Source organism: Streptomyces sp. R11 (assembly GCF_041051905.1).
In the GTDB taxonomy this organism is placed as follows: domain Bacteria; phylum Actinomycetota; class Actinomycetes; order Streptomycetales; family Streptomycetaceae; genus Streptomyces.
Window position 1 is genome coordinate 8066503 of record NZ_CP163432.1, and the last position, 24445, is coordinate 8090947.

The window sequence follows — 24445 nt, forward strand, 5'->3', positions numbered from 1 at the left end:
ACCTCTCCCGAAAGGTCCTCCCCATGGCCACCATCCTCTCCGTCTCCGGCAGTCCCTCCGCCACCTCCCGCACCGCCCGCCTGCTGCGCCACCTGGATGACCGGCTGATCGCCCAGGGGCACGACGTGATCCCGCTCGACGTCCGCACGCTCCCGCCCGAGGCCCTGCTGCACGCCCAGTTCCGGCACCCGGCGATCGTCGAGGCCACCGCCCTCTTCGAGCGGGCGGACGGCATCGTGATCGGCACCCCCGTCTACAAGGCCGCCTACTCCGGCCTGCTGAAGGCGCTGCTCGACCTGCTGCCGCAGTACGCGCTGGCGGGCAAGACGGTCCTTCCGCTGGCCACCGGCGGCACCACCGCCCACGTCCTGGCCATCGACTACGCCCTGCGGCCGGTCCTGAACTCCATGGGCCCGGCCCACATCACGCCGGGCTGGTTCACGCTCGACAAGGAGATCACCGTGGCCGACGACGGCACCCTGACCGTCGCACCCGGCGCCGCCGAGGCCCTGGCCCAGGTCACCGACCAGTTCTCACTCGCCCTCGGTGGCCGCCCGACGGTGCTGGCGGCCACCGGATGACCGCCGCGACCGTGATCGCCGGCGACGCCGAGGCCCTGGGCGTCGCCGCCGAACTGGCCGCGGACTTCCGCAAGGACGCTGCCGAACGGGACGCGCGACGCCGCCTGCCGCGCGCGGAACTGGAGCGGCTGTCCGCCTCCGGGCTGCTGGGTGTGACGGTGCCGGCGGAGTTCGGCGGCGCGGACGTCCGTACGGAGACCCTCGCCGAGGTCTTCCGGCTGCTCGCCTCGGCCGACGCCAGCCTCGCGCAGATCCCGCAGAGCCACTTCGTGTACGTGGGCGTGCTGCGCCGGCAGGGGACACGGGTGCAGCAGGAGTTCCTGTTCGGCGAGGTGCTGGCGGGCAAGCGGTTCGGCAACGCCCAGTCCGAGGCGGGCACCAGTCATGTCCAGGACATCCGTACGCGGCTCAGGCGTCGCCCGGACGGGTCCTACGTCCTCGACGGCGTCAAGCACTACTCGACCGGCGCCCTGTTCGCCGACTGGATACCCGTCCTCGCCCGCGCCGACGACGACAACCTGCATGTGGCGTACGTGCCGCGGGACGCACCCGGCCTCACCGTCGTGGACGACTGGGACGGTATGGGCCAGCGCACCACGGCCAGCGGATCGGTCCGCCTGGAGTCGGTGCCCGTACCCGCCGACCGGGTGGTGCCGCACCACCTCACCTTCCGGGGGCCCCAACTCCACGGCGCCGTGGCCCAGTTGTTGCACGCCGCCATCGACGCGGGAATCGCCTCCGGAGCGCTTGCCGAGGCCGTGGAGTTCGTCCGCACCAAGAGCCGCCCCTGGTTCGAGAGCGTCGAGCAAGGCCACGCCACCGCCGCCGAGGATCCGCTGCTGATCCAGCGCTTCGGCGAACTGGCGATCCGGGTACGGGCCGCCGACGCGCTGCTCGCCACCGCGGCGCGGTCCGTGGACGCCGCCCGCGCCGACCTGACCGACGAGTCGGCCGCCGAGGCCTCGATCGCCGTGGCCGCCGCCAAGGTGACGGCGGCGGAGGCGGCCGTGGAGACCGGCAGCGCCCTGTTCGAGGTGGCCGGCACCCGCTCCGCGCTCGACTCCCTGGGCCTGCACCGCCACTGGCGCGACGCCCGCACCCACACCCTGCACGACCCGGCCCGCTGGAAGGTCCAGCACATCGGCCGCTACGTGCTGAACGGCACCAGGCCGCCCCGACACGGCCTGTTGTGACGACCGCTCCCCCTCAACCACCTTCCCGATCGGAGCCCCCACGTGTCACTCACCTTCCACTGGTTCCTGCCCACCAACGGCGACAGCCGCCATGTCGTCGGCGGCGGTCACGGCACCCCCGCGACGGCGTCCGGCCGCGACCGGCCGCCCACGGTCGCCTACCTCAGCCAGATCGCCCGCGCCGCAGAGGACCTGGGCTTCATCGGCGCGCTGACCCCCACCGGCGCCTGGTGCGAGGACGCCTGGCTCACCACCGCCATGGTCAGCCAGCACACCGAGCGCCTGAAGTTCCTGGTCGCCTTCCGGCCCGGCTCGGTGTCGCCGACCCTCGCGGCGCAGATGGCGGCCACCTTCCAGCGGCAGTCCGGCGGACGGCTCCTGCTGAACGTCGTCACGGGCGGGGAGAGCCACGAGCAGCGCGCCTACGGCGACTTCCTCGACAAGGACGACCGGTATCGCCGTACCGGTGAATTCCTGCAGATCGTACGGGAGTTGTGGGAGGGAAAGACCGTCGACCTGGTCGGCGAGCACCTCCAGGTCGAGGACGCGAGGCTGGCCCGGGTGCCCGACCCGGTCCCGGAGGTGTACTTCGGCGGCTCCTCACCGATCGCCGGGGAGATCGCCGCCCGGCACGTCGACGTCTACCTCACCTGGGGAGAGCCGCCGGCCGCCGTCGCCGAGAAGATCGCCCGGATCCGGGCGCTGGCCGAGAAGGAGGGCCGCAGCGTCCGCTTCGGCACCCGCCTGCACGTCATCACCCGGGACACCGCCGAGCAGGCGTGGGCGGAGGCCCGGCGGCTGCTGGCCGGCTTCGACGCGGAGACCGTGCGGACCGTACAGGCCGGGCTGGCCCGCAGCGAGTCCGAGGGGCAGCAGCGCATGCTGGCCCTGCACGGTGGCAGCAGCGATGAAGTGGAGATCTACCCGAACCTGTGGGCCGGGATCGGGCTGGTGCGCGGCGGAGCGGGCACCGCGCTCGTCGGCAGTCACGACGAGGTCGCCGAGCGGATCGCCGAGTATCACCGGCTGGGCATCGACGAGTTCGTGCTCTCCGGCTATCCGCACCTGGAGGAGGCGTACTGGTTCGGCGAGGGCGTGCTGCCCCGGCTGGAGGCACAGGGGCTGTGGACCCATCCGTTCCGCAGTGCGACGACGGCTCGTCCCGAGGCTCAGATCCCCTTCGCCGATCGGTAATCGGCCATCGGGGACATGTATTCCCTAGATTTCCTATCGAATTACTAGGGAAGTGTTGACCCTGGTCGGTGGAGCGAGTGAGGATGACGCTGACCCGGCCGTCCGGGCAGCCAGACACCGCGTTCTCTTCGGCCATGAAGGAAGTCCGCCATGACAACCGAAACAGGAACGAGGTGTGCCGACTGGATGCACACGGCCCGCGAGTTGGCGGACGACCTCGCCACGGACGCGGTCGAGCGCGAGCAGGCCGGCAAGCCACCCCTCGACGAGGTCGCCCGGCTGCGTGAAGCGGGCCTGCTCACCGTGCTCGTACCGGCCGAACACGGCGGAGGCGGTGCAGACTGGCGCACCGCCTACACCGTCGTCCGGACCATCGCCGCGGCCGACGGGGCCATCGGCCACCTGCTGGGCAGCCACTACTTCCTGTCCTTCTGCGCCCGGTTCTTCGCCGGCCCCGACCGTGCCGCGCGGATCGAGCGTGCGTTCACGGCGGGGGAGTGGCACTGGGGCGGCGGTATCGCCTCGCAGGAACCGCCGCTCATGCTGACCCCCACGGCCAACGGCTATCTGCTGGACGGCCATCAGCGGTACGGCTCCGGCGTCGGCGTCGCCGACCGGCTGGTCGTCCGCGCCGCCGTGCCCGGCATCGGCGAGCCCCTCGCCGTCCTGGTCGACCCCGCCCACCCGGGCCTCGTCAGCGGCAGCGGCGGCGACACCTTCGGCCGGCGGCTGGCAGCGGCCGGCGATGTGGGGTTCGACGCCGTGCCGGTGGCGGCCGACGACGTCCTCGGTTCCCTCTCCTCCGACGAGGGCGCCCTGTCACCGTTCGCCGGCCTCGCCGCGCCGACCGCTCGGCTGGTCTCCGCCCACTTCTGCCTCGGGGTCGCCGAGGGGCTGCTCGGCGAAGTCCGCGAGCACGGACGCGCGGTGCGCTCCCCCTGGCAGCCGTTCTCCCCGCAACCCTGGCCGGGCCACCCGCCGCAGGACCCGTACGTGCTGACCGCGTTCGGTGAACTCGCCGTCGGCGCACGTGCCGCCTCGGCCCTCGCCGACCAGGCGGTGGACGCCCTGAACCGCGGCCTGGCGCGGGGCGAGGACCTCGACGACGAGGAGTGCGCGGAGATCGCCGTGCTCGCGAGCGCGGCCGAGGCCGCCGCCTCCCGGGCCGCGCAGGAGATCACCACCCGCGCCCTGGACGCCGTCGGCGCGCCCGCGGCCTTCGCCCGGCACGGCCTGGATCGCTTCTGGCGTGACACCCGCACGCACACCCTGCGTGAGCCGATCGCGCACAGACTGCGCGAGGTCGGGGACTACTTCCTCAACGGCGCGCATCCGCCGTTCAGCCTTCCCGCCTGACCCGACGGGTCGGCCGGTGGGGACGGGCACCGCAGTGATGGATAATCTCAGCATGCGGATCTCGGCGAGGGCGGACTATGCGGTGCGGGCGGCGTTGGAGCTGGCCGCGGCCGGTGACGACACCTCGCTCAAGGCCGAGGCGATCGCCGAGGCGCAGGGGATCCCGCACAAGTTCCTGGAGGGCATCCTCGGCGACCTGCGCCGGGGCGGCCTCGTGGTCAGCCAGCGCGGCGGCAAGGGCGGCTACCGGCTCGCCCGTCCGGCCGACTCGATCCCCATCGCGGACGTGATCCGCGTGGCGGACGGCCCCCTGGTCTCGGTGCGCGGCGTACGCCCGCCCGACCTCTCCTACATCGGCCCCGCGGAGTCCTTGCTGCCGCTGTGGATCGCCGTACGCGCGAACGTCCGCAAGATCCTCGGCGAGGTCACCCTGGCCCATGTGGCCGCGGCCAAGCTGCCCGACGACGTCCTGAGCCTCGCGGACGACCCCGAGGCGTGGACGAATCCCTGACCGGCGTCTCACAGCTCGTCGACCCTCTTCACTCCTCATCCACAGTTCCAGGCGCTCCAGTGGCGCCCGCATCAGTGAGCCGGCTTCTCCCATACCGACACGTGCTTGCCGCTCTCGCTCGTGAACGGCTCGCGCGTCCAGTTCTCCCACCGGTCGCGCAGCCGCAGACCGGCGAGCCGGGCCATCAGGTCCAGCTCGGCCGGCCAGACGTACCGGAACGGGATGGACCAGTGCTCGGCGCGGCCGTCCACGATGGTGACGTAGTTGGAGGTCATCGCCTGGGTGGCGACGTCGTAGGTGTCGAACGCCCACTGGGTGTCGCTGATGTGGAACGGTACGGCGCTCTGCCCGGGCGGCAGCCGGCGCAGATCGGGCACGCCCACCTCGACCACGAAGCAGCCACCCGGCCGCAGATGGGCTGCGGCGTTGCGGAAGCACTCGACCTGGGCGTCCTGGGTCGTCAGATTGTCGATCGTGTTGAACACGAGGTAGGCGAGCGCGAACTCGCCCGCCACCCGCGTCGTCGCGAAGTCCCCGATCGTCACCTCGACGGCGTCACCGCCGGGCTTCGCGCGCAGCCGGTCCACCATGGCGCGGGACAGGTCGATGCCGTGCACCGGGACCCCGCGGCCGGCCAGCGGCAGCGCGATCCGGCCGGTGCCGACGCCGAGTTCGAGCGCCAGGCCGTCGCCGGCGAGTTCGGCCAGTACGTCGACCGCGGGGCCCACCACGTCGGGGCGGAACATGTCCGCCGCTGACGTGTCGTAGGTGGCCGCGATGTTCTCTCCGAAGTAGCCGTCGTCATCGATCACATCGGGACCGTACTGCCGTCCGCCGGGGCGAGGCACGTGAATTTGCCGTCGGCGGTCGCGCGATCGGGGCGCCGGCACCACCGTGAACCGGGGGCTGGGACGACTGCGATCGGCACCTTCTCCGCCTAGCTTCGTGGCAGGAGGAAGTCAGCCAAGGGATCAGGGGGAGCGGTCATGGGGGCAATGAGCAGGAGGAACGTGCTGCGCGGCGGCCTGGTCGCCACGACGGCGGGGGTCGTTGCGCCCGGGACGGTCGCGGAGGCGGTCGCGGCTGCGGACGGGACGTCCTGTCCCGCGCCGCCCGGACCGGCCATGGTCGGGCACGGTGATCCGCGGTACCGGTCGCTGGCGTCCCAGGGCTACAACCGGCGGTTCGTGGGCGAGCCGGAGCACGTCTGGGTGGTCGGTACGACCGCGCACGTCGTACGGGCCGTGCAGCAGGCGGCCGACAACGGCCGCCGGATCACGGTCCGCAGCGGCGGCCACGGCTTCGAGAACTTCGTCGCCGACCCGGCCGTGGAGGTGGTCGTCGGCATGTCCGCCACGACGGGCGTCTCCTACGACCCGGGCCGCCGGGCCTTCGCGGTCGAGGCCGGTGCCCTGCTGGGCGAGGTGTACCGGCGGCTGTATCTGGGCTGGGGAGTGACGATCCCGGCCGGCTGGTGCGCCGACGTCGGTGTCGGCGGCCACATCCCCGGCGGTGGCTACGGTCCGCTGTCGCGGCTGATGGGCCTGTCCGTCGACCATCTGTACGCGGTCGAGGTGGTCGTCGTGGACCGGCGGGGCAGGGCGCGCGCCGTGGTGGCCACCCGCGAACCCTCCGATCCCCACCGGGACTTGTGGTGGGCCCACACCGGTGGCGGGCCCGGCACCTTCGGCATCGTCACCCGCTACTGGTTCCGTACCCCCGGCGCCGCCGGCGACGACCCGTCCGGCCTGCTGCCTGCGCCGCCGCCGGGTGTGCTGAGCTTCTCGGTCTCCTGGGACTGGCAGAAGCTGGACAGGACGTCCTTCGCCCGGCTGGTCCGCAACCACGGACAGTGGGCCGAGAAGCACAGCGCCCCCGACTCGCCGTTCGTCGCCCTCTACAGTGAACTCGCGCTCACCCGTCGCCCGTCGGGGCCGGTCTTCATGATCGGCCAGGTGGCAGCGGACTCCGGTGCCCAGCGGATGCTGGACGAGCACCTCGCCGCGATCAACCGGGGCGTGCCGGTCCAGCCCGTCCGCACGGTCCGGAACCAGGCCTGGTTGGCAGCCGCCCTGGCCGGCTCGCCGGGCGACCCCGGCCCCCCTCTACCGGCTGAAGGTCAAGTCCGGCTATCTGCGCCGTCGCCTCTCCGACCGGCAGATCGACGCCTTGCACCACCACCTCACCCGCTCGGACTACGACCACCCGGCCGGCAGCGTGAGCCTCCACACCCACGGCGGCAAGGTCAACGCCGTGGCCCCCGACGCGACGGCGACCCCTCACCGCGACGCGATCATCAAGATGTTCTACGTCAACGGATGGGAGGACCCCCGGGACGACGCCCGGCACATCGGCTGGCTGCCCGAGCTCTACGAGGACTTGTACGCCGACACCGGCGGAGCCCCCGCGGCTGCCGACGGCGCTTTCATCAACTACCCGGACACCGACCTGGCGGACCCCGCCCTGAACACGGGCGCCCCCTGGCACGCCCTGTACTTCGGCGACAACTACCGTCGGCTCCAGCGCGTCAAGGCGAAGTGGGACCCCCGTAACGTCTTCCACCACGCCCTTTCCGTACGCGCGGCATGAAGTGACTGCTCGATCCTCGGACACCCTCTTGACGTCGGCCGCGGAGGAGCCGACACTCCAATCAAGTTTCCTAGTGAATTGGTAGGGAAGCATGGGGCGTCCTGAGTCGGTCACCGGTCGAGTGAGCCGTACGCCCCTTCTCACATCCCGCCGTCACATCGATCTGCTCCGCGTCTGCAGCGCGATCTGACCCCCTGGAGCCGAGCCTCCACGTCGCTTCCGTACGTGTACGTCCACACGCCTGCCCCGGGGAGAGTCATGTCCGTCACACCGCTGGCCGCCCATCCGTCCGCGCCGACCGCTCCCGCCTTCCGCGGCCGGATCGGCCGGGACGAGCGCAGTGGCCACTACGCCGTGCCGCGCCGCTACCGCCTCCACCTGACGACCGCCTGTGCGGACGGCCTGCGCATCGCGGTCGCCCACAGCCTGCTGGCCCTCGACGACGTCTGCCCGGCGACCTTCCTGCCCGCGATCCCCGACTGCGCCGACGGCGGGCACGCAGCGCTGCGTCCGCTGTACGACGCCAGCGTCCACCGGTACGCGGGACCGGCCCTCGCGCCGGTCCTCAGCGACGACTGGTCCGGGCGCATCGTGAGCACGCACGCCCCCGACATCACCCGCGACCTCGCCCGGCGCTTCGGCGGCTGTCGCCTGGAGTTGTACCCGTGCGGCGCGGAGTCGGAGATCGAGGCAGTCGAGCGGATGTGTGCGCAGGACATCGAGGAGGCCGCACAGGCCGCGGGGGCGGCCGGCGCGGAGCGCGCCGAGCGGGACGAGGCGCTCGGGACACTGCTGCGTGCGCTGGGCTCGCTGGACCGGTGGCTGGACGGTCGCGAGTACCTGATTCGTGATCAGATCACCGCCGCCGACGTGGAGTTGTGGGTCACCCTCGTCCAACTCGACACCGTCCACCGGCATCACCTGGACGCCGCCGCGGTGCAGCGCGTCGCCGCGCACGCCACCCTGTGGGCCTACGCCCGCCGGCTCGCCGCGCACCCGGCCTTCGGTGCGCATCTCGACCTCGACGCCATCTCCCGGCGCCACCACGCCCGTTGCCGAGGCCTGGAGGACGCCGGAGCAGCCGTCCAGATCCTGGACTGGGCGGCCCACGCGGCAGCCGGAACCGGGGCACGAGCGCAGGTCGAGCGGCCGTGAGCCGGTCCGCACAATGGACCGGCGTTGACATCCGTTCGGGCAACTGTCTTAACTTACGGCCCAGAACGGTCATGAGCGTCAGCGACGAGCCCTGGCTGGCTGACCGGCAACCCTCGCATCGCGGTGGGGTGCCCCAGGTGACGACCGGACCGGATGACTTCGGTAAGCGCGAAGGCCCCACGGGGGGCCGGAAGAGTGAGTGACGCCATGGACGCAGCTCCCAGGACGGCCGTACGCCGCCCCCAGAGCCGCGCCCTGGCGTACGCGACCCTGTTCGTCGCCGACCGGGCCGTCGATCTGCTCCGCGTCAACAGCGCACTGTGTACCGCACCGGGCTGTGCCCGCAGCCGTGGCTGACTTCTCCCGTCCGCTGCCCCGCACTCCCTGACGAACACCGCCTCGGCGGTGTGCTGTCGTCCGCCCACCCCCGGTGACCGTGCGCCCTCCCGCGTCCTGACGAGCCGCCAGCCGCAGTGCGGCTGTCGTCGCCGCGCCGTGCGTCGTGTTCCGGGGACTTCCGACTCCTGCCGGAGCCCTTCATGAGTGAACCCCCAGGCGCCGTCGTCTCCCTCGCCGAGGCACCGCCGCCCGCCGACGCCCCGCCGGAACAGCTCGCGGCCCAGCGCGTGCTGCCGCTGAGGCGGCCCGGCCGCTGGATCGCCACCGCGGTGGTCCTGGTCCTGGCGGCCCAGTTCGTGCACGGCCTGGTGACCAACCCCTTCTACCAATGGGACCGCTTCGGCTACTGGTTCCTGCGGCCCACCATCCTCGACGGACTCCTGATCACCCTCGAAGTCACCGCCTACAGCGCGGTGTTGGGCCTCCTCGGTGGCATCCTGCTGGCGCTGGCCCGGCTGTCGAGGAGCCCGGTGCTGCGCGCGGTCAGCTGGGTCTACGTCTGGGCGTTCCGCTCAGTGCCGCTGATCGTGGTGCTGCTGTTCCTCTACAACTTCAGCGCCCTGTACAAGACGCTGAGCGTGGGCATCCCCTTCGGTCCCGCCTTCTTCTCCTTCGACGAGTCCAAGCTCGCCACCGACATGGTCATCGCGGTCGTCGGCATCAGCCTGCACGAGTCCGCGTACGCCGCCGAGGTCGTCCGCGGCGGCATCCTCTCCGTCGACCAGGGCCAGCACGAGGCGTCCGCCGCACTCGGCCTGCCGAAGGGCTACCAGTTCCGCAGGGTCGTGTTCCCGCAGGCGCTGCGCTCCATCGTTCCGAACTACGTCAACCAGCTCATCGGCCTGATCAAGGGCACCTCGCTGGTCTTCTACGTCTCCCTGCTCGACCTGTTCGGCTCCGCGCAGTCCATGGGCTCCACCTACCCCGGCGACATCGTGCCGCTGCTGATGGTCGCCACCGTCTGGTACCTGATCCTCACCAGCGTCGTCTCCGTCGTCCAGTTCTACGTCGAGCGGTACTACGCCCGGGGCGCCACGCGCTCCCTGCCGCCGACCCCGTTGCAGAAGCTGCGGACCGGGGTCACCGACCTGAGGGCCCGCATCCGCAGGGAGGCCGCCGTATGACCGCCGAGACCCTCGACAACGCGCCCGCCACCGTGGAGGTGCACGACGTGCACAAGTGGTACGGCGCCCACCGGGTGCTGAACGGCGTCGACCTGGCCGTGCGGCCCGGCGAGGTCACCGTGATCATCGGCCCGTCCGGCTCCGGCAAGTCCACCCTGCTCAGGGTCATCAACCACCTGGAGAAGCCCGAGATCGGCCACGTCAGCCTCAACGGCGAACTGATCGGCGTACGCAGGCAGGGCGAACGGCTGAAGGAGCTGAGCGAGCGGGCCATCCTGACGCAGCGCAGCAGGATCGGCTTCGTCTTCCAGAACTTCAACCTCTTCCCGCATCTGACGGTCCTCGACAACGTGGCCGCCGCCCCCGTGGCCACCGGCAAGCTCGCCAAGACCGCGGCACTGGAACTCGCCCGCGACCTCCTCGGGCGGGTCGGCCTGGCCGACAAGGCCGCCGCCTATCCGCGGCAGTTGTCGGGGGGACAGCAGCAGCGCGTGGCCATCGCCCGCGCACTCGCCCTGCGCCCGGGCGTCATCCTCTTCGACGAGCCGACCTCCGCCCTCGACCCGGAGCTCGTCGGCGAAGTCCTCTCCGTCATCAAGGACTTGGCGACCAGCGGCACCACCCTCGTCATCGTCACCCACGAGATCGGCTTCGCCCGCGAGATCGCCGACCGGGTCGTCTTCATCGACGGCGGCAGGATCGTCGAGCAGGGCCCGCCCTCCGAGGTCCTCGACAAGCCGCGCCACGAGCGGACCAGGGACTTCCTCAGCAGGGTCCTCTGAGCCCACCGCTCCCCACGAACTCCCCCCACGTGTCACCGCCCCACGCTCACCACCCTCTCGAACACCAAGGACGGCCATGCCCAGCCACATCTCCCGACGCAGCCTGATACGCGGCATCACCGCGGCGACCGCCGTCGCCACCCTCGCCACCGGGCTCGCCGCCTGCGGCGGTGACAGCGATGCCGCCACCAGGACGAATGACAGCGCGGGCACTGTCACCGTCGGACAGCTCTCCAACGGCGCCGCCAAGGAGACCACCCTGAAGGTGTCCGAGGTGAAGTCCATCAGCGCGAAGCTGCCCGACGCCCTCAGAAAGAGCGGCAAGCTAGTCATCGGCTCCGGCACTCTGCCCTCCGGCGCCCCGCCGCTGGGCTTCGTGGGCAGCGACCAGAAGACCCTCACCGGCTCCGAGATCGACCTCGCCCGGCTGGTCGCCGCCGTCCTCGGCCTTGAGCCCGAGGTCAAGCGGTTCACCTGGGAGAACCTCTTCGTCGGCATCGACAGCGGCAAGGTGAACGTCGGCTTCTCGAACATCACCGACACCGAGGAGCGCAAGCAGAAGTACGAGTTCGCCTCCTACCGCAAGGACGACCTCGCCTTCGAGGCGCTCAAGGACTCGAAGTTCAGTTTCGACGGCGACTACAAGGCCCTCGCCGGCAAGACCGTGTCCGTCGGCGCCGGCACCAACCAGGAGCGCATCCTGCTGGAGTGGAAGGACAGGCTGGAGAAGGAGGGCAAGAAGCTGACCGTCAAGTACTTCCAGGACAACAACAGCACCTACCTGGCCCTGGGCAGCGGCAAGATCGACGCCTACTTCGGCCCCAGCCCCAACCTCTCCTACCACGTCACCCAGACCAAGAGCACGCCCGCCCCGACGAGGATCGCCGGCCAGTTCTCCGGCGCCGGGGCGACGCTCCAGGGCCTGATCGCCGCGACCGCCAAGAAGGACAGCGGCCTCGCCCAGCCCCTCGCCGACGCGATCAACCACCTGATCGACAACGGCCAGTACGCCAAGTGGCTCGCCGCCTGGAACCTCTCGGGCGAGGCCGTGGCCAAGTCGGAGGTCAACCCGCCCGGTCTGCCGTTGGACAACTCCTGACGGGAACACCCGCCGAGGTCGGCGCGTTGTGACTCATGCCGAGATGTGCGAGGCGCGAAAGCGCGCGACCCGGAGGACGGAGGTGGCGGACGTGACGCCCATGTTCCACGCCGTCCACCTCCACTCCCGGCCCCACATCGACCTCCAGCGCGTGGCCGGCGCGCTCTGTTGCTCCTGACCCGTTCCTCCACCGCCGAGCCCACCCCTGCGTGAGGCGTCGGCGTTCTTGTCACGGACTTCCAGGAAGGCACCGACTCGTGTCCTCAACACCCTCTCCCTCCCTGCATCTCGCCGTCGCCCTGGACGGAACCGGCTGGCATCCCGCCTCCTGGCGCGAGCCGGCGGCCCGCCCCCGGGCCTTGTTCACCGCCGGGTACTGGACCGACCTGGTCACCGAGGCCGAGCGCGGACTGCTCGACTTCGTGACCATCGAGGACGGCCTCGGTCTCCAGTCCTCCCATTTCCTGGACCCGGACGAGCGCACCGACCAGGTTCGCGGCCGCCTCGACGCCGTCCTCATCGCCTCCCGCGTGGCCCCGCTGACCAGCCGCATCGGTCTGGTGCCGACGGTCGTCGCCACTCACACGGAGCCGTTCCACATCTCCAAGGCGATCGCCACCCTCGACTACGTCAGCGCCGGGCGCGCCGGTCTGCGCGTGCAGATCACCGCCCGCCCGAACGAGGCCGCGCACTTCGGCCGCCGCACCGTCCCGCGCATCGAGGCCTACGACAGTCCGGCCGCGCAGGAGGTCGTGACCGACCTCTTCGACGAGGCCGCCGACCACGTGGAGGTGGTGCGCCGCCTCTGGGACAGCTGGGAGGACGACGCCGAGATCCGGGACGCCGCCACCGGGCGCTTCATCGACCGCGACAAGCTCCACTACATCGACTTCGAGGGCCGGCGCTTCAGCGTCAGGGGCCCCTCCATCACACCCCGCCCGCCGCAGGGGCAGCCGATCGTCAGCGCCCTCGCTCACGACACCGTCCCGTACCGGCTCGTGGCCCGCGCCGCCGACGTCGGCTACGTCACCCCGCACGACGCCGACGAGGCCCGCGCGATCGTCGCCAGGATCCGCACCGAGCAGGACGCTGCCGGTCGGGCCGCCGAGCCGCTGCACATCTTCGGAGACATCGTGGTCTTCCTCGACGACGACCCGGACGCCGCGAGGGCACGCCGGGAACGGCTGGACGCGCTCGCGGGACAGCCGTACACGAGTGACGCCCTGACCTTCACCGGCACTCCCTCCCAACTCGCCGATCTGTTGCAGGAGTTGCACGGCGCCGGCCTGTCCGGCTTCCGGCTGCGCCCCGCCGTCGTCGGCCACGACCTGCCGGGGATCACCCGAGCACTCGTCCCCGAACTCCAGCGCCGGGGCGCCTTCCGCCGTGCCTACGAGGCCGCCACCCTGCGCGGCCTGCTCGGTCTGGCCCGCCCCGCCAACCGCTACGCAGCCGCCTGAGCCGGAAGGAACCGCAGCCATGACCAAGCCGCTGAAGCAGATCCACCTGGCCGCCCACTTCCCCGGCGTCAACAACACCACCGTGTGGAGCGACCCGCAGGCCGGCAGCCACATCGAGTTCAGCTCCTTCGCCCACTTCGCCCGGACCGCCGAACGCGCCAAGTTCGACTTCCTGTTCCTCGCCGAGGGACTCAGGCTCCGTGAACAGGGCGGGAAGATCTACGACCTGGACGTCGTCGGCCGCCCCGACACCTTCACGATCCTCGCTGCGCTCGCCGCCGTCACCGAGCACATCGGCCTGACCGGCACCATCAACTCCACCTTCAACGAGCCCTACGAGGTCGCCCGCCAGTTCGCCGGCCTCGACCACCTCTCCGGCGGCCGCTCCGCCTGGAACGTCGTCACCTCCTGGGACGCCTTCACCGGCGAGAACTTCCGTCGCGGCGGCTTCCTCCCGCAGGACGAGCGCTACTCCCGCGCCAAGGAGTTCCTCGCCACGGCGAACGAGCTCTTCGACTCCTGGCACGGCGACGAGATCCTCGCCGACAAGGAGACCGGCACGTTCCTGCGGGACGCCAAGGCCGGCGCTTTCGTCCACACCGGGCAGCACTTCGACATCCACGGACAGTTCAACGTCCCGCGCTCGCCCCAGGGCCGCCCGGTCATCTTCCAGGCCGGCGACTCCGAGGAGGGCCGCGAGTTCGCCGCCGCGGAAGCGGACGCCATCTTCAGCCGGCACGGCACCCTGGAGGGCGGCCGGGCCTTCTACGCGGACGTGAAGTCCCGCCTGGCCAAGTACGGCCGCAGCCCGGACCAGCTGCTCATCCTGCCCGCCGCGACCTTCGCCCTCGCCGACACGGACGCCGAGGCCGAGGAGCTCGCCCGCGAGGTGCGCCGCCGACAGGTCAGCGGGGCCACCGCCCTCAAGCACCTGGAGTTCGTCTGGAACCGGGACCTGTCCTCGTACGACCCGGAAGGGCCCCTCCCCGACATCGACCCGGACGTCGGCGGCGACCACATCTCCAAGGGCCGCGCCCAGGTCCGCATGTACCGCGACCCGCTGGCCACCGCCCGCGAGTGGCGCGAGCTGGCCGAGGCCAACAAGTGGTCCATCCGCGACCTGGTCATCAACACCGGCAACCGGCAGAACTTCGTCGGCTCCCCGGCCACCATCGCCAGGACCGTCAACGACTTCGTCCAGGCCGACGCGAGCGACGGCTTCATCCTCGTCCCGCACATCACCCCGGCCGGCCTCGACGAGTTCGCCGACAAGGTCGTCCCGCTGCTTCAGGAACAGGGCGTGTTCCGCACGGAGTACGAAGGCACGACCCTGCGCGAACACCTCGGCCTGGCGCACCCCGACGGGCGCCGCGACGAACCCCGCGACGAGCGGCTCGCGTCGTGAAGTTCATCGCGATCACCCTGATCGTGCACCGCCCGGATCCGGTCACCGGGGTGAAGAAGCCGACGCACGAGCGATTCCGCGAGGTCCTCGACAACGCCCTGCTCGCCGAGGAGTTGGGCTTCGACGGCTTCGGCGTGGGGGAGCGGCACGAGCGGCCGTTCATCTCCTCGTCCCCGACGGTCGTCCTCAGTCACGTCGCAGCCCTGACGAAGCGGATACGGCTCTTCACGGCCGTGACGACGCTCAGCCTGCTCGACCCGGTGCGCGCCTACGAGGACTACGCCACCCTCGACCACCTCTCCGAGGGCCGGCTGGACCTGATCATCGGCAAGGGCAACGGCGCGGCCCAGCGCGACCTGTTCCACGTCACACCCGAGGACCAGTGGGACCGCAACGCCGAGAGCTACGAGGTCTTCCGGCGGATCTGGCGCCAGGACAAGGTGACCGCGGCGACCCGCTTCCGCCCGCCGCTGACGGACGCCGAGGTATGGCCGCGTCCCTACCAGCAGCCCGTGCGGGTCTGGCACGGCAGCGCCACCAGCAAGGAGTCGGTCGACCTGGCCGCCCGCTACGGCGACCCGCTGTTCTCCGCGAACGTCACCAACCCCATCGAGCCGTACGCCGACTTGATCCGCCACTACCGCGAACGCTGGGAGCACTACGGCCACGACCCGGCCGACATAGCGATCGGGGCCGGCACGGCGGGCATCCACGTGGCCCCCACCTCCCAGCAGGCCATGGCCGCCTACCGGCCGGTCTTCGAGGCCAACCTGGCCTTCCACCGGCAGGCGGGACTGCCCGTGGTGTTCGAGACGCTGGAGGACTTCGTCGAGCGCAGCTCCGCCCTGATCGGCAGCCCGCAGCAGGTCATCGACAAGGTGCACCGCTACCACGAGCAGTTCGGCCACACGGCGGTCCACGTCCAGGCGGACGCGAGCGGCCTCGCCGACACCCAGCACCGCGACTCCCTGGAGCTGTTCCAGTCGGCGGTGGCACCCCTACTTCGCAAGGAAATCCCGGACCCGCCCTTCGCATGGGGCCCGGTGCTTCCGGCAGCACCGACAGCGCAGGAGCGAGTCCATGTCTGACATCCCCCTCGGCGTCCTGGACCTGATACCGATCTCCTCCGGCTCGACGGCAGCGGACGCCCTGCGCAACTCCATCGACCTCGCCCGGCAGACCGAACGCCTCGGCTACGCCCGCTACTGGTTCGCCGAACACCACCTCAACCCCGGCGTGGCCGGTACGTCCCCCGCGGTCGCCCTGGCCCTGACCGCCGCGGCCACCTCCACCATCCGCCTCGGCTCCGGGGCCGTACAGCTCGGCCACCGGACCGCGCTGTCCACGGTCGAGGAGTTCGGCCTGATCGACGCCCTGCACCCCGGCCGCCTCGACCTGGGCCTCGGCCGCTCGGGCGGCCGCCCACCGGGGGAGAAGGCGACGACCGCGACGGCGACCCCGGTCGTCGACGGCCGCGCCCCCAACGGCCTGCTGATCCCGTCCCGCTTCTCCTTCGAGCACCTCCTCGGCTCGCCCCGCATCACCCTGCAGCGCAAACTGCTCCTGCTGCCGGGCGCCGAGTCGCAGGACTACGCCGAGCAGATCGACGACATCCTCGCGCTGCTGGCCGGCACCTACCGCTCCCCGGAGGGCATCGAGGCACACGCGGTGCCGGGCGAGGGCGCCGACGTCGAGGTGTGGATCCTGGGCAGCAGCGGCGGCCAGAGCGCCGAGGCCGCAGGCGCCCGCGGCCTGCGCTTCGCCGCGAACTACCACGTCAGCCCGGCCTCCGTCCTGGAGGCGGTGGACGGCTACCGCGCCTGCTTCCAGCCCTCCGAGTTCCTCGACAAGCCCTACGTCAGCGTCTCGGCCGACGTCGTGGTCGCCGAGGACGACTCGACGGCCCGCGAACTCGCGGCGGGCTACGGCCCCTGGGTCCGCAGCATCCGCACCGCCGAGGGCGCCATCGAGTACCCGACCCCCGAGGAGGCCCGTGCCCACGCCTGGTCCGACGAGGACCGGGCGCTGGTCCAGGACCGCGTCGACACACAGTTCGTGGGGTCGGCGGGCCGGGTGGCCGACCAACTGGCGCAGCTTCAGGAGGCCACCGGGGCCGACGAGTTGCTGATCACGACGATCACGCACGACCACGCTGACCGGGTGCGGTCGTACGAACTGCTGGCGCGGGAGTGGAGTCGCAGGTGAAACTGCAGGCCCGGCGTGCGGGGAACCGCCCGCCGGACCTGCCTGCGCACACCAGGTCAGCGATGAGCGGTGGGGCCGACCGGGGTGTCCCCGCGCAACGTGATGCGGTGCATGACGCGATGCCGGTCGCCGTAGTCACGGTTGGCGTAGTGGGCCGTGCTGCGGTTGTCCCACAGGGCGACGTCACCCGGCTGCCAACGATGCCGTACGACGTGCTCGGGCTTGGTCAGGTGGGCGTACAGGATGTCGAGGATGCCCCGGCTCTCGTATTCGGAGACCCCGGTGATGTGCGAGGTGAACCCGGGGTTCACGAACAGCCCCTTCCGCCCGCTCTCCGGGTGCACCCGCACCACCGGATGCTCCACCGGCACCAGCTCGGTGAACACCTCGCCCTCCCAGACGTTTCCGCTCCCCTGGCGACGCTGGGCGAGGTAGTAGCCGAAGGCACGGTTGCCGTCGTGCACGGCGGCGAGCGTGTCGACGTACGCCCGCAGGCCCGGCGACAGCGACTCGTAGGCGAGCTGGCTGTCGGCCCAGTTCGTGTCGCCGCCGTTGGGCGGCAGGACGACGGCGCGCAGGACGGAGATCGCCGGGGGCCGGCGGACGAAGGTCACGTCCGTGTGCCACACGTCGGAGAACCCGTTGTCCTGGCTGTCCAGCGCGTACACCTCGGCGGCCACGTCACCGGAGTCGTGGATCGGGTGCCCGGCGGTGACCTCACCGAGGCGCCGGCCGAACTCGATCTGCGCGGAGTCGTCCAGGCCGTCCTGGCCACGCACGAACAGCACCTTGTACGCCACGAGCGCTTCCCGGAGCGCCTGGATCTGCTCGTCACCGAGGCGGGCGAGGTCGACGCCGTGCAGCTCGGCGCCGAAGTTCGGGCCGAGGGGGGTGAGGGGGAGCTGTGGCGGGGCGATGACGGTCATCCGGACATCCTTTCCTTGATACGAGTTCAGGCCGCGGCGGCTGTCTTGACGGCGTGGGACACCTGGGCGCGCAGGTCGGCGAACTCCCGTGACTCGCGCAACTCGTCGGCGTCGACCTCGCCGCGGGGGAGGTCGATCGGCAGATCCAGGGCGACGGTCCCGGGGGCCTTCGTCAGCACGACGATGCGGGAGCCGAGGAAGACCGCCTCCTCGGCGGAGTGGGTCACGAACACCGTGGTCCGGCCGGTGACCTGACGTACGTCCTCCTGGAGCCGTTCCCGGGTCAGCGCGTCCAGCGCCGCGAACGGCTCATCGAGCAGGAACAGAGGGTTCTCGGCGGCCAGTGCGCGGGCGATGGCGACGCGCTGCTGCTGCCCGCCGGAGATCTCCCACACCCGCCGCTTCTCGGTGCCCTCCAGGCCGACGCGGGCGAGCAACTCGTCTCGGCGCACCGGCCATTGGGCGCGCTCCACGCCTGCGTACCGCAGAGCCAGGTCGATGTTGCCCTGCACGGTCCGCCACGGGAACAGCCGCGGCGACTGGAACACCACCCCGGCCGCCTCGCCGGGCCGTGGCGCCTTGCCGGACACCCGCACCGAACCCTGCGTGGCCTGCTCGAACCCGGCGATCAGCCGCAGCAGGGTGCTCTTGCCGCAGCCGGAGGCACCCACCAGGACGAGGAACTCGCCCGCGGGGACGGTCAGATCGACCGGGCCGACGGCCGTGACGGGACCGTACCGATGAGTGACGTGCTCGATCCGGACGGAACCGTCGACTGTCGGCTCAACCGCGGCCTCGACAGTGTCACTTGAGGACATCGGGAAGTCCCTTCAGGTAGAACGCCTTGCGGACGGCCGCCTCGGAGGGCGCCGCGTCGATCTGCTTCTGGTCGGCCAGGAACCGGGCGGTGTCGGTGACGTAGGTCAGCAACTTGCCCGGGCTGCCGTCGGTGCCCAGCCAGTCGGCGGAGGTGACCTGCTCCGGGGTGAGGAACACTCCTTGCGCGAGCTGTGCCCTGGCGTCGGCGGTGCTGATGCCGAGTTCGGCGGAGACGTCCTTGACCGCTCCGTCGGGGTCGGACTTCAGCAGCCGCAGCGCCTCCGCCTCCACCGACCGCCAGGTGTCGATCACCTTGGGATCGCGGGCGATCAGCTCGTCCGACACGACGGCCAGGTCGAGTGTCGGCTTGCCCGCAGCGCCGATCTCCTTGCTGCTCGTCAACTGTGTGCCGGTCGTGCGGAGTTCGTCGAGGGTGGGCAGCCAGACATAGGCGGCATCGATGTCACCGCGCTGCCAGGCGGCGAGGATCGGCTGCGGCTGCAGGTCGATCAGCTTGACGTCGGACGTCTTCAGTCCGGCCTGCTCCAGCGCCGCCAGCAGGCTGTAGTGCGAGGTGGAGGCGAACGGCGTGGCGATGGTCCTGCCCTTGAGGCCCGCCACGTCGGTGATGCCGGTCTGCTTCCGGGCCACGAGGGCCTCGTTCTCGCCGGCCACGTCGAGGATGAAGGCGACCTTGTACGGGACCGGCGAGCTGCCCGACACTCCGCGGGCGAACGGACTCGACCCGAGCGCGGCGATGTCGAGGGACTTGCCGAGGAAGGCCTGGTTGACGCTGGCGCCGGAGTCGAACTTGATCCAGGAGATCTTGTAGTCCGCCAGCGCCTTCTCCAGCAACCCGCGCTGCTTCACGATCAAGTCACCGCTGGGGAAGGCGAAGTAGCCGACCCGCAGTTGCCGGGAGCCGCCCGACGAAGCCGCCGAGCTGTCCGGGGAGCAGCCGGTGACGGCGGCGGAGACCGTGGCCAGGGCGCCGGCGAGCAGGAGCCGGCGGGACGGACCGGGGGAGAGACGGGACATGTCGGGGCCGTTTCTGTGCAGAGGGGTTCTTCTGCGCGAGGCAGAGGGCTTTGTCTGCTGCGGGGGGGCAGCGGGGTGTCTTCTCCGCGAGGCGGAGGGGTGTGTCTTCTTCGCGGTCCTATGCGCGGCCGCGCCACGGGACGACGGCGCGTTCCAGCCGCAGCAGCAGCCCGTCGATGACGAGCCCGGAGACGCCGATGGCGATGATGCCGACGAGCACCACCGGGGTGTTGTTGTAGTTGGCTGCGTCCTTGACCATGCCGCCGATGCCGGGCAGTCCGTTGACCAACTCGGCGGCGACGAGGGAGGAGTAGGCCACCCCCACCGCTAGCCGGACTCCGGTGAGCGTCTCCGGGAGGGCGGACGGGACGACGACATCCCGGACGACGGCCCACCGCGACGCGCCGAGGGCACGGGCCGCCTCGATCAGGCTCTTCGGTACGGCCGCCACGGCTGTCGTGGTCGACACCGCCACCGGCGGGAAGGCGGCCACCGCCAGCAGGGTGACCTTAGGCTCCTCGTTGATGCCCAGCCAGATGATCAGCAGGGAGAAGTACGCCAGCGGCGGCAGCGTCCGCAGGAAGGTGATCCAGGGCTCGAACAGTGAGCGCAGCCAGCCGACGGTGCCCATGAGCAGCCCGAAGAGCACCCCGGCGGCGATGCCGATGCCGGCGCCGAGCGCGATGCGTTGCAGGCTGATGCCGAGGTGCTCGACGAGAGTGGTGCCGTTGTAGCCCCGCACGCCGTCGTGCGTGGTGGACACGTCGATGAACGCGTCCCAGACCTTGGCCGGCGGCGGAACCAGCGTCGCGCTCCACGTCCCGCTCGCCGCCAGCAGCTGCCACAGGACGAGGAAGAGCAGGAGAGAGCCGACCGGCAGTGCGACAGGGCGCACGCGTGCCCACGCGCCCAGTGCGGGCGAGCGCGGCTGGGGCGGCACGTCGGCAGGCGTCGGGGTGCGATCAGGCTTGGACAGAGCGGGAGTTGTGGACACGGGGCGTCCTCCATGGGGCGCCGGGACATGAGCTGCTGCCGTCGACCGACATGGGCGGCAGGCCCCGAGCGGGAGTGATGCTGAACGAAGCGGAGAGAGCACCCGGCGACAGGGTGCGGGAACGCCCTCGCCGGGGTGGGATCACCGGGCGGCACGGCGCGTGAGACAGGGCCAAGTCAGCAACAACAACCCGAGCCCGGGCGTCGGCACAGGTCGATGACCAGGCGTCGCACCAAGGGCTCGGGATTCATGAGGCCCATTTCTACCTCAGCCGCAGCCCGTCACCAAGAGGCGTCCATTCTCTGGAACACCGGCAGGACATCCTGTGTCAGCCGGTGCCGTGGCGTCGGCGTGGCCGGGAACGTCACCCTCCCCCGAAGGTGGCGTTCCCGGCCACTTCCCCGGCGCCGGACTGTGGACTCTCGCGTCCGAGCGCGTCAGCCGATCCGTGCCGTCACCAGCACATGACCGCTGTCTCCCCCGAACCCCAGCTGGAGTAGAGGCGCACTCTGACGTGATAGCGGCGGCCCTTGACGAGGCGGGCCCTGACGGTGGCGTTGTCCGGGGTGCCGCCGTCGTCCTGGGCGGTGAGGTACCGGGGTTCGCCGTCCCGTTCCTCGAAGACCACGACGACGGTGTCGCTGTCGCCGAAGGTGCCCACCGTGTACTCGCGGGTCTCCGGCGGCTCGACGACGAAGTCGGCCTGCTCCGCCGGACCCAGCCGCAGCGGCACCGAACGGAACGGCACCAGCTCCCGCGGCCCCGGCGTCTCGGCCGGCGGGTACCAGCGCTGGACGAACTCCCTGTCGGCCTTGGACAGCACACCCGGCGGGTTCAGACCCGCGCGGAACTGCTCCGGCTCCAGGATCAGCCCGGCCGAGAAGGGATACTCCATGATCGAGTGCGGGTCCCAGGCGGAACCGTTGACCTCGTTCGGATCGAGCTTGCGCAGGATGTTGAAGAACGTCCTGTCCCGGCTCCAGAAGTTCGGCGGACCTGCCAGATCGGCGTACACGGCCTCGTCGTCCCAGTGGATGCCGGCGAACGGGCTCTGGTGCTCGTGCAGCAAGCCGAGCGCGTGCCCGATCTCGTGCAGGGCCGTGCCGCGCTCCCCGGGCGCGGTCAGGTCCCAGCCGAAGTTCATGGTGCGTTCGTTGAGGCCGACCCGGAGCGCGTCCTTGCCCACGGTCGACCAGGAGCCGTCGCCGAGCTGGAACCCGATGCGCAGTTCGGCCTCCGACCGGTCGCCCACCTCCACGAACGACAGCCCGATGCCGAGGTCCTGCCACTCCTGGAAGCACTCGCGCACGACGTCCTGCTGCACCTTGCTGCCCACCCACGACACGCGCCGGGTCTCGCCGGTCTCCGGATCGGGGATCACGGAGCCGTCGGAGTCCCGGTCGAAGAAGCAGTAGTGCAGCACGGTGCCGTTGACCCACATCCGGCGTCCGCCGATGAGCGCACTGAGCCGCTCGGCGGCCAGCCCCGGGGCGAAGGCGGGGGCCGACTGCTGCGCGAGGGAGCAGTAGCGAGCGGTCATGCGGACAGCCTGCCGTCGGCCCGCCGCGGGCGCCTGAGTCGAGGGCTACTCAAGTACCCCTGTATCAAGGGTGAGTCACCGCGCTCCTATTGCCGTGACGAACTTCGAACGTGACGCGAAGACCCTGGAGTTGCCCTGGCCGTTCACCGGCCGTGAGGACGAACTCGAGCTGGTGCGCGGCTCCTTGGCCGCGGGCCGCCAGGGCCTTGTGATCACGGGTCCGGCGGGCTGCGGCAAGACCCGCCTCGTCACGGAGGCCGTCCGCGGCACCGACTGCGCCCGGGTGGCCGGCACCCCCGAGACGCGCCGGATCCGCTTCGCCGCGTTCGCACACCTGGTGCCGGAGTCGGCCTCCCTGCACGGTGCCTTCCGGCATCTGTCCGGCGTACGGCTGCTCCTGGTCGACGACGCGCACCTGCTCGACGACGCCTCCGCCGCCCTCGTCCACCAGTTGGCGGTGCACGGACGCACCCGTCTCCTGGTCGTCACCACCGACGGCGCCCCGGCCCCGGGCGCGATCTCCCGGCTGTGGACCGGCGAACTCCTGCCCCGCCTCACCCTGGAGCCGCTGCCTCGCGAGGAGACCGCCCAACTGCTGGCGGCCGGCACCGGAGTCGGCGGCGGTGGCCTCGAACCTCTCACCGTGAACCGGCTGCACCGCCTGTGCCGGGGCGACCTGCGGCTGCTGCGCGACCTGGTGGGCGCGGTGCGCGAGCGCGGGCTGCTCAGCCGGGTCGTCGACTCGGGCCCGGACTCCGACGAGTGGGCGTGGCGCGGACCGGTGCCGGTCACCGCGACGGTGCGCGAGCACACCGCACAGGTCTTCGACCGTGCCTGCTCCGAAGAGCGCGAGATCCTCGAACGCCTGGCCTTCGCCGAGCCGTTGCCCCTGGACCTGGAACCGGATCCGGAACCGGGGCTGGACGCCGGGCCGGAACAGGGCCCGGAGCCGTACCGACTCGATCTTCGCGCCCTCGAACGCCTGGAGGCCGACTCCCTGGTCCACGTCGACGACCAGGGCGCCGTCCGCCTCGCCCACCCCCTGCACGGTCCGGTGCTGCGGGCCGCGGCCGGCCGGCTGCGGGCGAGGCGGCTGTCCCTCGCTCAGCCTCCGGCCGGGGGGAGCCCCATCTCGCTTCGCTCGCCGGATCGGTGCGGGCCCGCCCTCGACGCCGAGCGGGCCGCGCTGACCGGCGCCATCGAGCGGGCGGACGTACGGGCACTGCCGACGCCGGTGGGGGAGTGGCTGGTCGGCGAGGGAGTGCCGGTACCGGCCGGATACGCGGCGGTGCGCGCCGGGTTCGCGCGGTTGCGCGGCGAGTTGCGTGAGGCGGCGGCATGGGCGCGGGAGGGCCTGCGTGACGGCGGTGATGATCCGTCCTGCCGTCTCGAACTCGCCCTCGCCGCGGCGCAGTCGGGCGATCCGACGGCCGCGCACGAGATCCTGGGTGGCCGCCCCCACGGGGGTGGGGCGGTCACCCGGCCGACAGCGGCCCGCGGTCACGCCGACGGGACCATCGAGGCGACCGGCGGCGACCTCGACGGGAGTGTGCATGCACTTTCCGGCGATGCGTACGACGCGGTCCGCCTCGGCGACCCGGAGCGTGCCGCGGGCCGCCTGACCGGCGTCCTCGCCGAGCACGCCGCCGCGCTCGACCGTGGCGACGGACCCGGGCTGGACCGGGTGGCCGAGGAGCTGGAGCAGCGCGGCTTCCTGCTGTTCGCGGCCGAGGCGCACGCCCATGCCGTACGGGCCCACCGCGACCCGCGCGCCGCCCGCACCGCACGCACGCGTGCCGTCGCCCTGGCCCGCCGCTGCCAGGGCGCCCGCACCCCGGCCCTGTCCGGCCTGGTCCTCGGCGAACTGACCACCCGGCAACGCCAGATCGTCACGCTCGCGGCCACGGGCCTGAGCAACCGCCAGATCGCCGAGAAGCTGACACTTTCCGTCCGCACGGTCGGCAACCACCTCTACAGCGCCTACGCGCGCCTGGGTGCCAGCGACCGAGGCGCCCTGCCGTGGCTGGTGGAACTGCCGGACGCGCAGCCTGCGTAAGTGAGTTGTTCGGGCCGTA

The 24445-nt window shown here is 71.5% G+C and carries 25 protein-coding genes, 1 pseudogene and 1 riboswitch; of the genes and pseudogenes, 19 read left to right on the forward strand and 7 right to left on the reverse strand.

What is annotated here, in order from left to right:
* Nucleotides 1-23 precede the first annotated feature (23 nt).
* The 5 genes from ssuE to AB5J55_RS37420 all read left to right on the forward strand — a co-directional run bounded on the left by ssuE (nt 24) and on the right by AB5J55_RS37420 (nt 4835).
* Nucleotides 24-581, forward strand: coding sequence for an NADPH-dependent FMN reductase (ssuE, locus tag AB5J55_RS37400; protein WP_328420702.1), 558 nt, complete (start codon nt 24-26; stop codon nt 579-581).
* The gene (locus AB5J55_RS37405; RefSeq protein ID WP_369274872.1) at nt 578-1774 is read left to right on the forward strand and encodes an SfnB family sulfur acquisition oxidoreductase; all 1197 of its coding nucleotides are present in this window, start codon (nt 578-580) and stop codon (nt 1772-1774) included. The genes ssuE and AB5J55_RS37405 overlap by 4 nt, the downstream gene beginning before the upstream one ends.
* A gap of 42 nt (nt 1775-1816) precedes the next feature.
* Complete coding sequence (locus tag AB5J55_RS37410) at nt 1817-2968, forward strand: LLM class flavin-dependent oxidoreductase (RefSeq protein ID WP_369274873.1); 1152 nt, start codon at nt 1817-1819, stop codon at nt 2966-2968.
* 150 nt (nt 2969-3118) lie between these two features.
* A complete protein-coding gene (locus tag AB5J55_RS37415; RefSeq protein WP_369274874.1) occupies nt 3119-4324 on the forward strand; it encodes an acyl-CoA dehydrogenase family protein in 1206 nt (401 codons plus the stop codon).
* Between the two features lie 52 nt (nt 4325-4376).
* Nucleotides 4377-4835 carry an Rrf2 family transcriptional regulator gene (locus tag AB5J55_RS37420; protein ID WP_062713929.1) on the forward strand — a complete coding sequence of 153 codons (459 nt, stop codon included), beginning with the start codon at nt 4377-4379 and terminating at the stop codon, nt 4833-4835.
* Between the two features lie 71 nt (nt 4836-4906).
* On the opposite strand, the gene AB5J55_RS37425 is transcribed toward AB5J55_RS37420, so the two are convergent.
* On the reverse strand, nt 4907-5647 hold the full coding sequence (locus AB5J55_RS37425; protein WP_369274875.1) for a class I SAM-dependent methyltransferase: 741 nt from the start codon (nt 5645-5647) through the stop codon (nt 4907-4909).
* A gap of 312 nt (nt 5648-5959) precedes the next feature.
* Between AB5J55_RS37425 and AB5J55_RS37430 the strand changes: the two are divergent.
* Nucleotides 5960-6358, forward strand: a pseudogene (locus AB5J55_RS37430) (FAD-binding protein); the annotation flags it as partial.
* A 179-nt stretch (nt 6359-6537) separates the two neighbouring features.
* Here the strand turns inward: AB5J55_RS37430 and AB5J55_RS37435 are convergent.
* Nucleotides 6538-6678, reverse strand: coding sequence for a hypothetical protein (locus AB5J55_RS37435; protein WP_369274876.1), 141 nt, complete (start codon nt 6676-6678; stop codon nt 6538-6540).
* A 128-nt stretch (nt 6679-6806) separates the two neighbouring features.
* Between AB5J55_RS37435 and AB5J55_RS37440 the strand changes: the two genes are divergently transcribed.
* From AB5J55_RS37440 to AB5J55_RS37495, 12 genes are all read left to right on the forward strand, one after another.
* Complete coding sequence (locus AB5J55_RS37440; RefSeq protein ID WP_369274877.1) at nt 6807-7424, forward strand: BBE domain-containing protein; 618 nt, start codon at nt 6807-6809, stop codon at nt 7422-7424.
* A 91-nt stretch (nt 7425-7515) separates the two neighbouring features.
* The gene (locus tag AB5J55_RS37445) at nt 7516-7614 is read left to right on the forward strand and encodes a putative leader peptide (protein ID WP_328877807.1); all 99 of its coding nucleotides are present in this window, start codon (nt 7516-7518) and stop codon (nt 7612-7614) included.
* A gap of 68 nt (nt 7615-7682) precedes the next feature.
* Nucleotides 7683-8579: a glutathione S-transferase C-terminal domain-containing protein gene (locus AB5J55_RS37450; protein WP_369274878.1), complete on the forward strand. Its 897-nt coding sequence runs from the start codon at nt 7683-7685 to the stop codon at nt 8577-8579.
* A gap of 67 nt (nt 8580-8646) precedes the next feature.
* Nucleotides 8647-8754: riboswitch (SAM riboswitch) on the forward strand.
* A gap of 32 nt (nt 8755-8786) precedes the next feature.
* Nucleotides 8787-8936 (forward strand): hypothetical protein, encoded by a 150-nt coding sequence (locus AB5J55_RS37455; protein ID WP_187284659.1) that lies wholly within the window; start codon nt 8787-8789, stop codon nt 8934-8936.
* Between the two features lie 182 nt (nt 8937-9118).
* On the forward strand, nt 9119-10102 hold the full coding sequence (locus AB5J55_RS37460) for an amino acid ABC transporter permease (protein WP_369274879.1): 984 nt from the start codon (nt 9119-9121) through the stop codon (nt 10100-10102).
* Nucleotides 10099-10884 carry an amino acid ABC transporter ATP-binding protein gene (locus AB5J55_RS37465; RefSeq protein WP_369274880.1) on the forward strand — a complete coding sequence of 262 codons (786 nt, stop codon included), beginning with the start codon at nt 10099-10101 and terminating at the stop codon, nt 10882-10884. The genes AB5J55_RS37460 and AB5J55_RS37465 overlap by 4 nt, the downstream gene beginning before the upstream one ends.
* A 76-nt stretch (nt 10885-10960) precedes the next feature.
* Nucleotides 10961-11983 (forward strand): ABC transporter substrate-binding protein, encoded by a 1023-nt coding sequence (locus AB5J55_RS37470; protein WP_369274881.1) that lies wholly within the window; start codon nt 10961-10963, stop codon nt 11981-11983.
* Between the two features lie 100 nt (nt 11984-12083).
* On the forward strand, nt 12084-12161 hold the full coding sequence (locus AB5J55_RS37475) for a putative leader peptide (RefSeq protein WP_338117315.1): 78 nt from the start codon (nt 12084-12086) through the stop codon (nt 12159-12161).
* Nucleotides 12162-12240: 79 nt separating this feature from the next.
* Nucleotides 12241-13443, forward strand: coding sequence for an LLM class flavin-dependent oxidoreductase (locus tag AB5J55_RS37480; protein WP_369274882.1), 1203 nt, complete (start codon nt 12241-12243; stop codon nt 13441-13443).
* Nucleotides 13444-13462: 19 nt separating this feature from the next.
* A complete protein-coding gene (locus tag AB5J55_RS37485) occupies nt 13463-14848 on the forward strand; it encodes an NtaA/DmoA family FMN-dependent monooxygenase (protein ID WP_369274883.1) in 1386 nt (461 codons plus the stop codon).
* Nucleotides 14845-15936 (forward strand): LLM class flavin-dependent oxidoreductase, encoded by a 1092-nt coding sequence (locus AB5J55_RS37490; RefSeq protein ID WP_369274884.1) that lies wholly within the window; start codon nt 14845-14847, stop codon nt 15934-15936. The genes AB5J55_RS37485 and AB5J55_RS37490 overlap by 4 nt, the downstream gene beginning before the upstream one ends.
* Nucleotides 15929-17053 (forward strand): LLM class flavin-dependent oxidoreductase, encoded by a 1125-nt coding sequence (locus AB5J55_RS37495; RefSeq protein ID WP_369274885.1) that lies wholly within the window; start codon nt 15929-15931, stop codon nt 17051-17053. The genes AB5J55_RS37490 and AB5J55_RS37495 overlap by 8 nt, the downstream gene beginning before the upstream one ends.
* 56 nt (nt 17054-17109) lie before the next feature.
* Here the strand turns inward: AB5J55_RS37495 and AB5J55_RS37500 are convergent, their stop codons facing one another.
* From AB5J55_RS37500 to AB5J55_RS37520, 5 genes are all read right to left on the reverse strand, one after another.
* Complete coding sequence (locus tag AB5J55_RS37500; RefSeq protein ID WP_369274886.1) at nt 17110-17979, reverse strand: TauD/TfdA dioxygenase family protein; 870 nt, start codon at nt 17977-17979, stop codon at nt 17110-17112.
* A gap of 26 nt (nt 17980-18005) precedes the next feature.
* Complete coding sequence (locus AB5J55_RS37505; RefSeq protein WP_369274887.1) at nt 18006-18797, reverse strand: ABC transporter ATP-binding protein; 792 nt, start codon at nt 18795-18797, stop codon at nt 18006-18008.
* On the reverse strand, nt 18784-19836 hold the full coding sequence (locus tag AB5J55_RS37510; protein ID WP_369274888.1) for an ABC transporter substrate-binding protein: 1053 nt from the start codon (nt 19834-19836) through the stop codon (nt 18784-18786). Before AB5J55_RS37510 ends, AB5J55_RS37505 begins: the two co-directional genes overlap by 14 nt.
* A 118-nt stretch (nt 19837-19954) precedes the next feature.
* Nucleotides 19955-20776, reverse strand: coding sequence for an ABC transporter permease (locus AB5J55_RS37515; protein ID WP_369276400.1), 822 nt, complete (start codon nt 20774-20776; stop codon nt 19955-19957).
* Nucleotides 20777-21284: 508 nt separating this feature from the next.
* The gene (locus tag AB5J55_RS37520; RefSeq protein ID WP_369274889.1) at nt 21285-22370 is read right to left on the reverse strand and encodes a M12 family metallopeptidase; all 1086 of its coding nucleotides are present in this window, start codon (nt 22368-22370) and stop codon (nt 21285-21287) included.
* Between the two features lie 94 nt (nt 22371-22464).
* Between AB5J55_RS37520 and AB5J55_RS37525 the strand changes: the two genes are divergently transcribed.
* Nucleotides 22465-24426, forward strand: a complete 1962-nt coding sequence (locus tag AB5J55_RS37525) for a LuxR C-terminal-related transcriptional regulator (protein ID WP_369274890.1) — start codon at nt 22465-22467, stop codon at nt 24424-24426.
* The last annotated feature ends 19 nt before the right edge of the window (nt 24427-24445 follow it).

Bases quoted from the DNA above. Each gene is read 5' to 3' on its own strand.
- AB5J55_RS37445 (WP_328877807.1), top strand. From the start codon at position 7,516: ATGGGGCGTCCTGAGTCGGTCACCGGTCGAGTGAGCCGTACGCCCCTT.
- AB5J55_RS37455 (WP_187284659.1), top strand. From the start codon at position 8,787: ATGGACGCAGCTCCCAGGACGGCCGTACGCCGCCCCCAGAGCCGCGCC.
- AB5J55_RS37505 (WP_369274887.1), bottom strand. From the start codon at position 18,797: ATGTCCTCAAGTGACACTGTCGAGGCCGCGGTTGAGCCGACAGTCGAC.
- AB5J55_RS37495 (WP_369274885.1), top strand. From the start codon at position 15,929: ATGTCTGACATCCCCCTCGGCGTCCTGGACCTGATACCGATCTCCTCC.
- AB5J55_RS37405 (WP_369274872.1), top strand. From the start codon at position 578: ATGACCGCCGCGACCGTGATCGCCGGCGACGCCGAGGCCCTGGGCGTC.
- AB5J55_RS37485 (WP_369274883.1), top strand. From the start codon at position 13,463: ATGACCAAGCCGCTGAAGCAGATCCACCTGGCCGCCCACTTCCCCGGC.
- AB5J55_RS37450 (WP_369274878.1), top strand. From the start codon at position 7,683: ATGTCCGTCACACCGCTGGCCGCCCATCCGTCCGCGCCGACCGCTCCC.
- AB5J55_RS37415 (WP_369274874.1), top strand. From the start codon at position 3,119: ATGACAACCGAAACAGGAACGAGGTGTGCCGACTGGATGCACACGGCC.
- AB5J55_RS37420 (WP_062713929.1), top strand. From the start codon at position 4,377: ATGCGGATCTCGGCGAGGGCGGACTATGCGGTGCGGGCGGCGTTGGAG.
- AB5J55_RS37475 (WP_338117315.1), top strand. From the start codon at position 12,084: ATGTTCCACGCCGTCCACCTCCACTCCCGGCCCCACATCGACCTCCAG.
- AB5J55_RS37460 (WP_369274879.1), top strand. From the start codon at position 9,119: ATGAGTGAACCCCCAGGCGCCGTCGTCTCCCTCGCCGAGGCACCGCCG.
- AB5J55_RS37520 (WP_369274889.1), bottom strand. From the start codon at position 22,370: ATGACCGCTCGCTACTGCTCCCTCGCGCAGCAGTCGGCCCCCGCCTTC.
- AB5J55_RS37500 (WP_369274886.1), bottom strand. From the start codon at position 17,979: ATGACCGTCATCGCCCCGCCACAGCTCCCCCTCACCCCCCTCGGCCCG.
- AB5J55_RS37510 (WP_369274888.1), bottom strand. From the start codon at position 19,836: ATGTCCCGTCTCTCCCCCGGTCCGTCCCGCCGGCTCCTGCTCGCCGGC.
- AB5J55_RS37465 (WP_369274880.1), top strand. From the start codon at position 10,099: ATGACCGCCGAGACCCTCGACAACGCGCCCGCCACCGTGGAGGTGCAC.
- AB5J55_RS37470 (WP_369274881.1), top strand. From the start codon at position 10,961: ATGCCCAGCCACATCTCCCGACGCAGCCTGATACGCGGCATCACCGCG.
- ssuE (WP_328420702.1), top strand. From the start codon at position 24: ATGGCCACCATCCTCTCCGTCTCCGGCAGTCCCTCCGCCACCTCCCGC.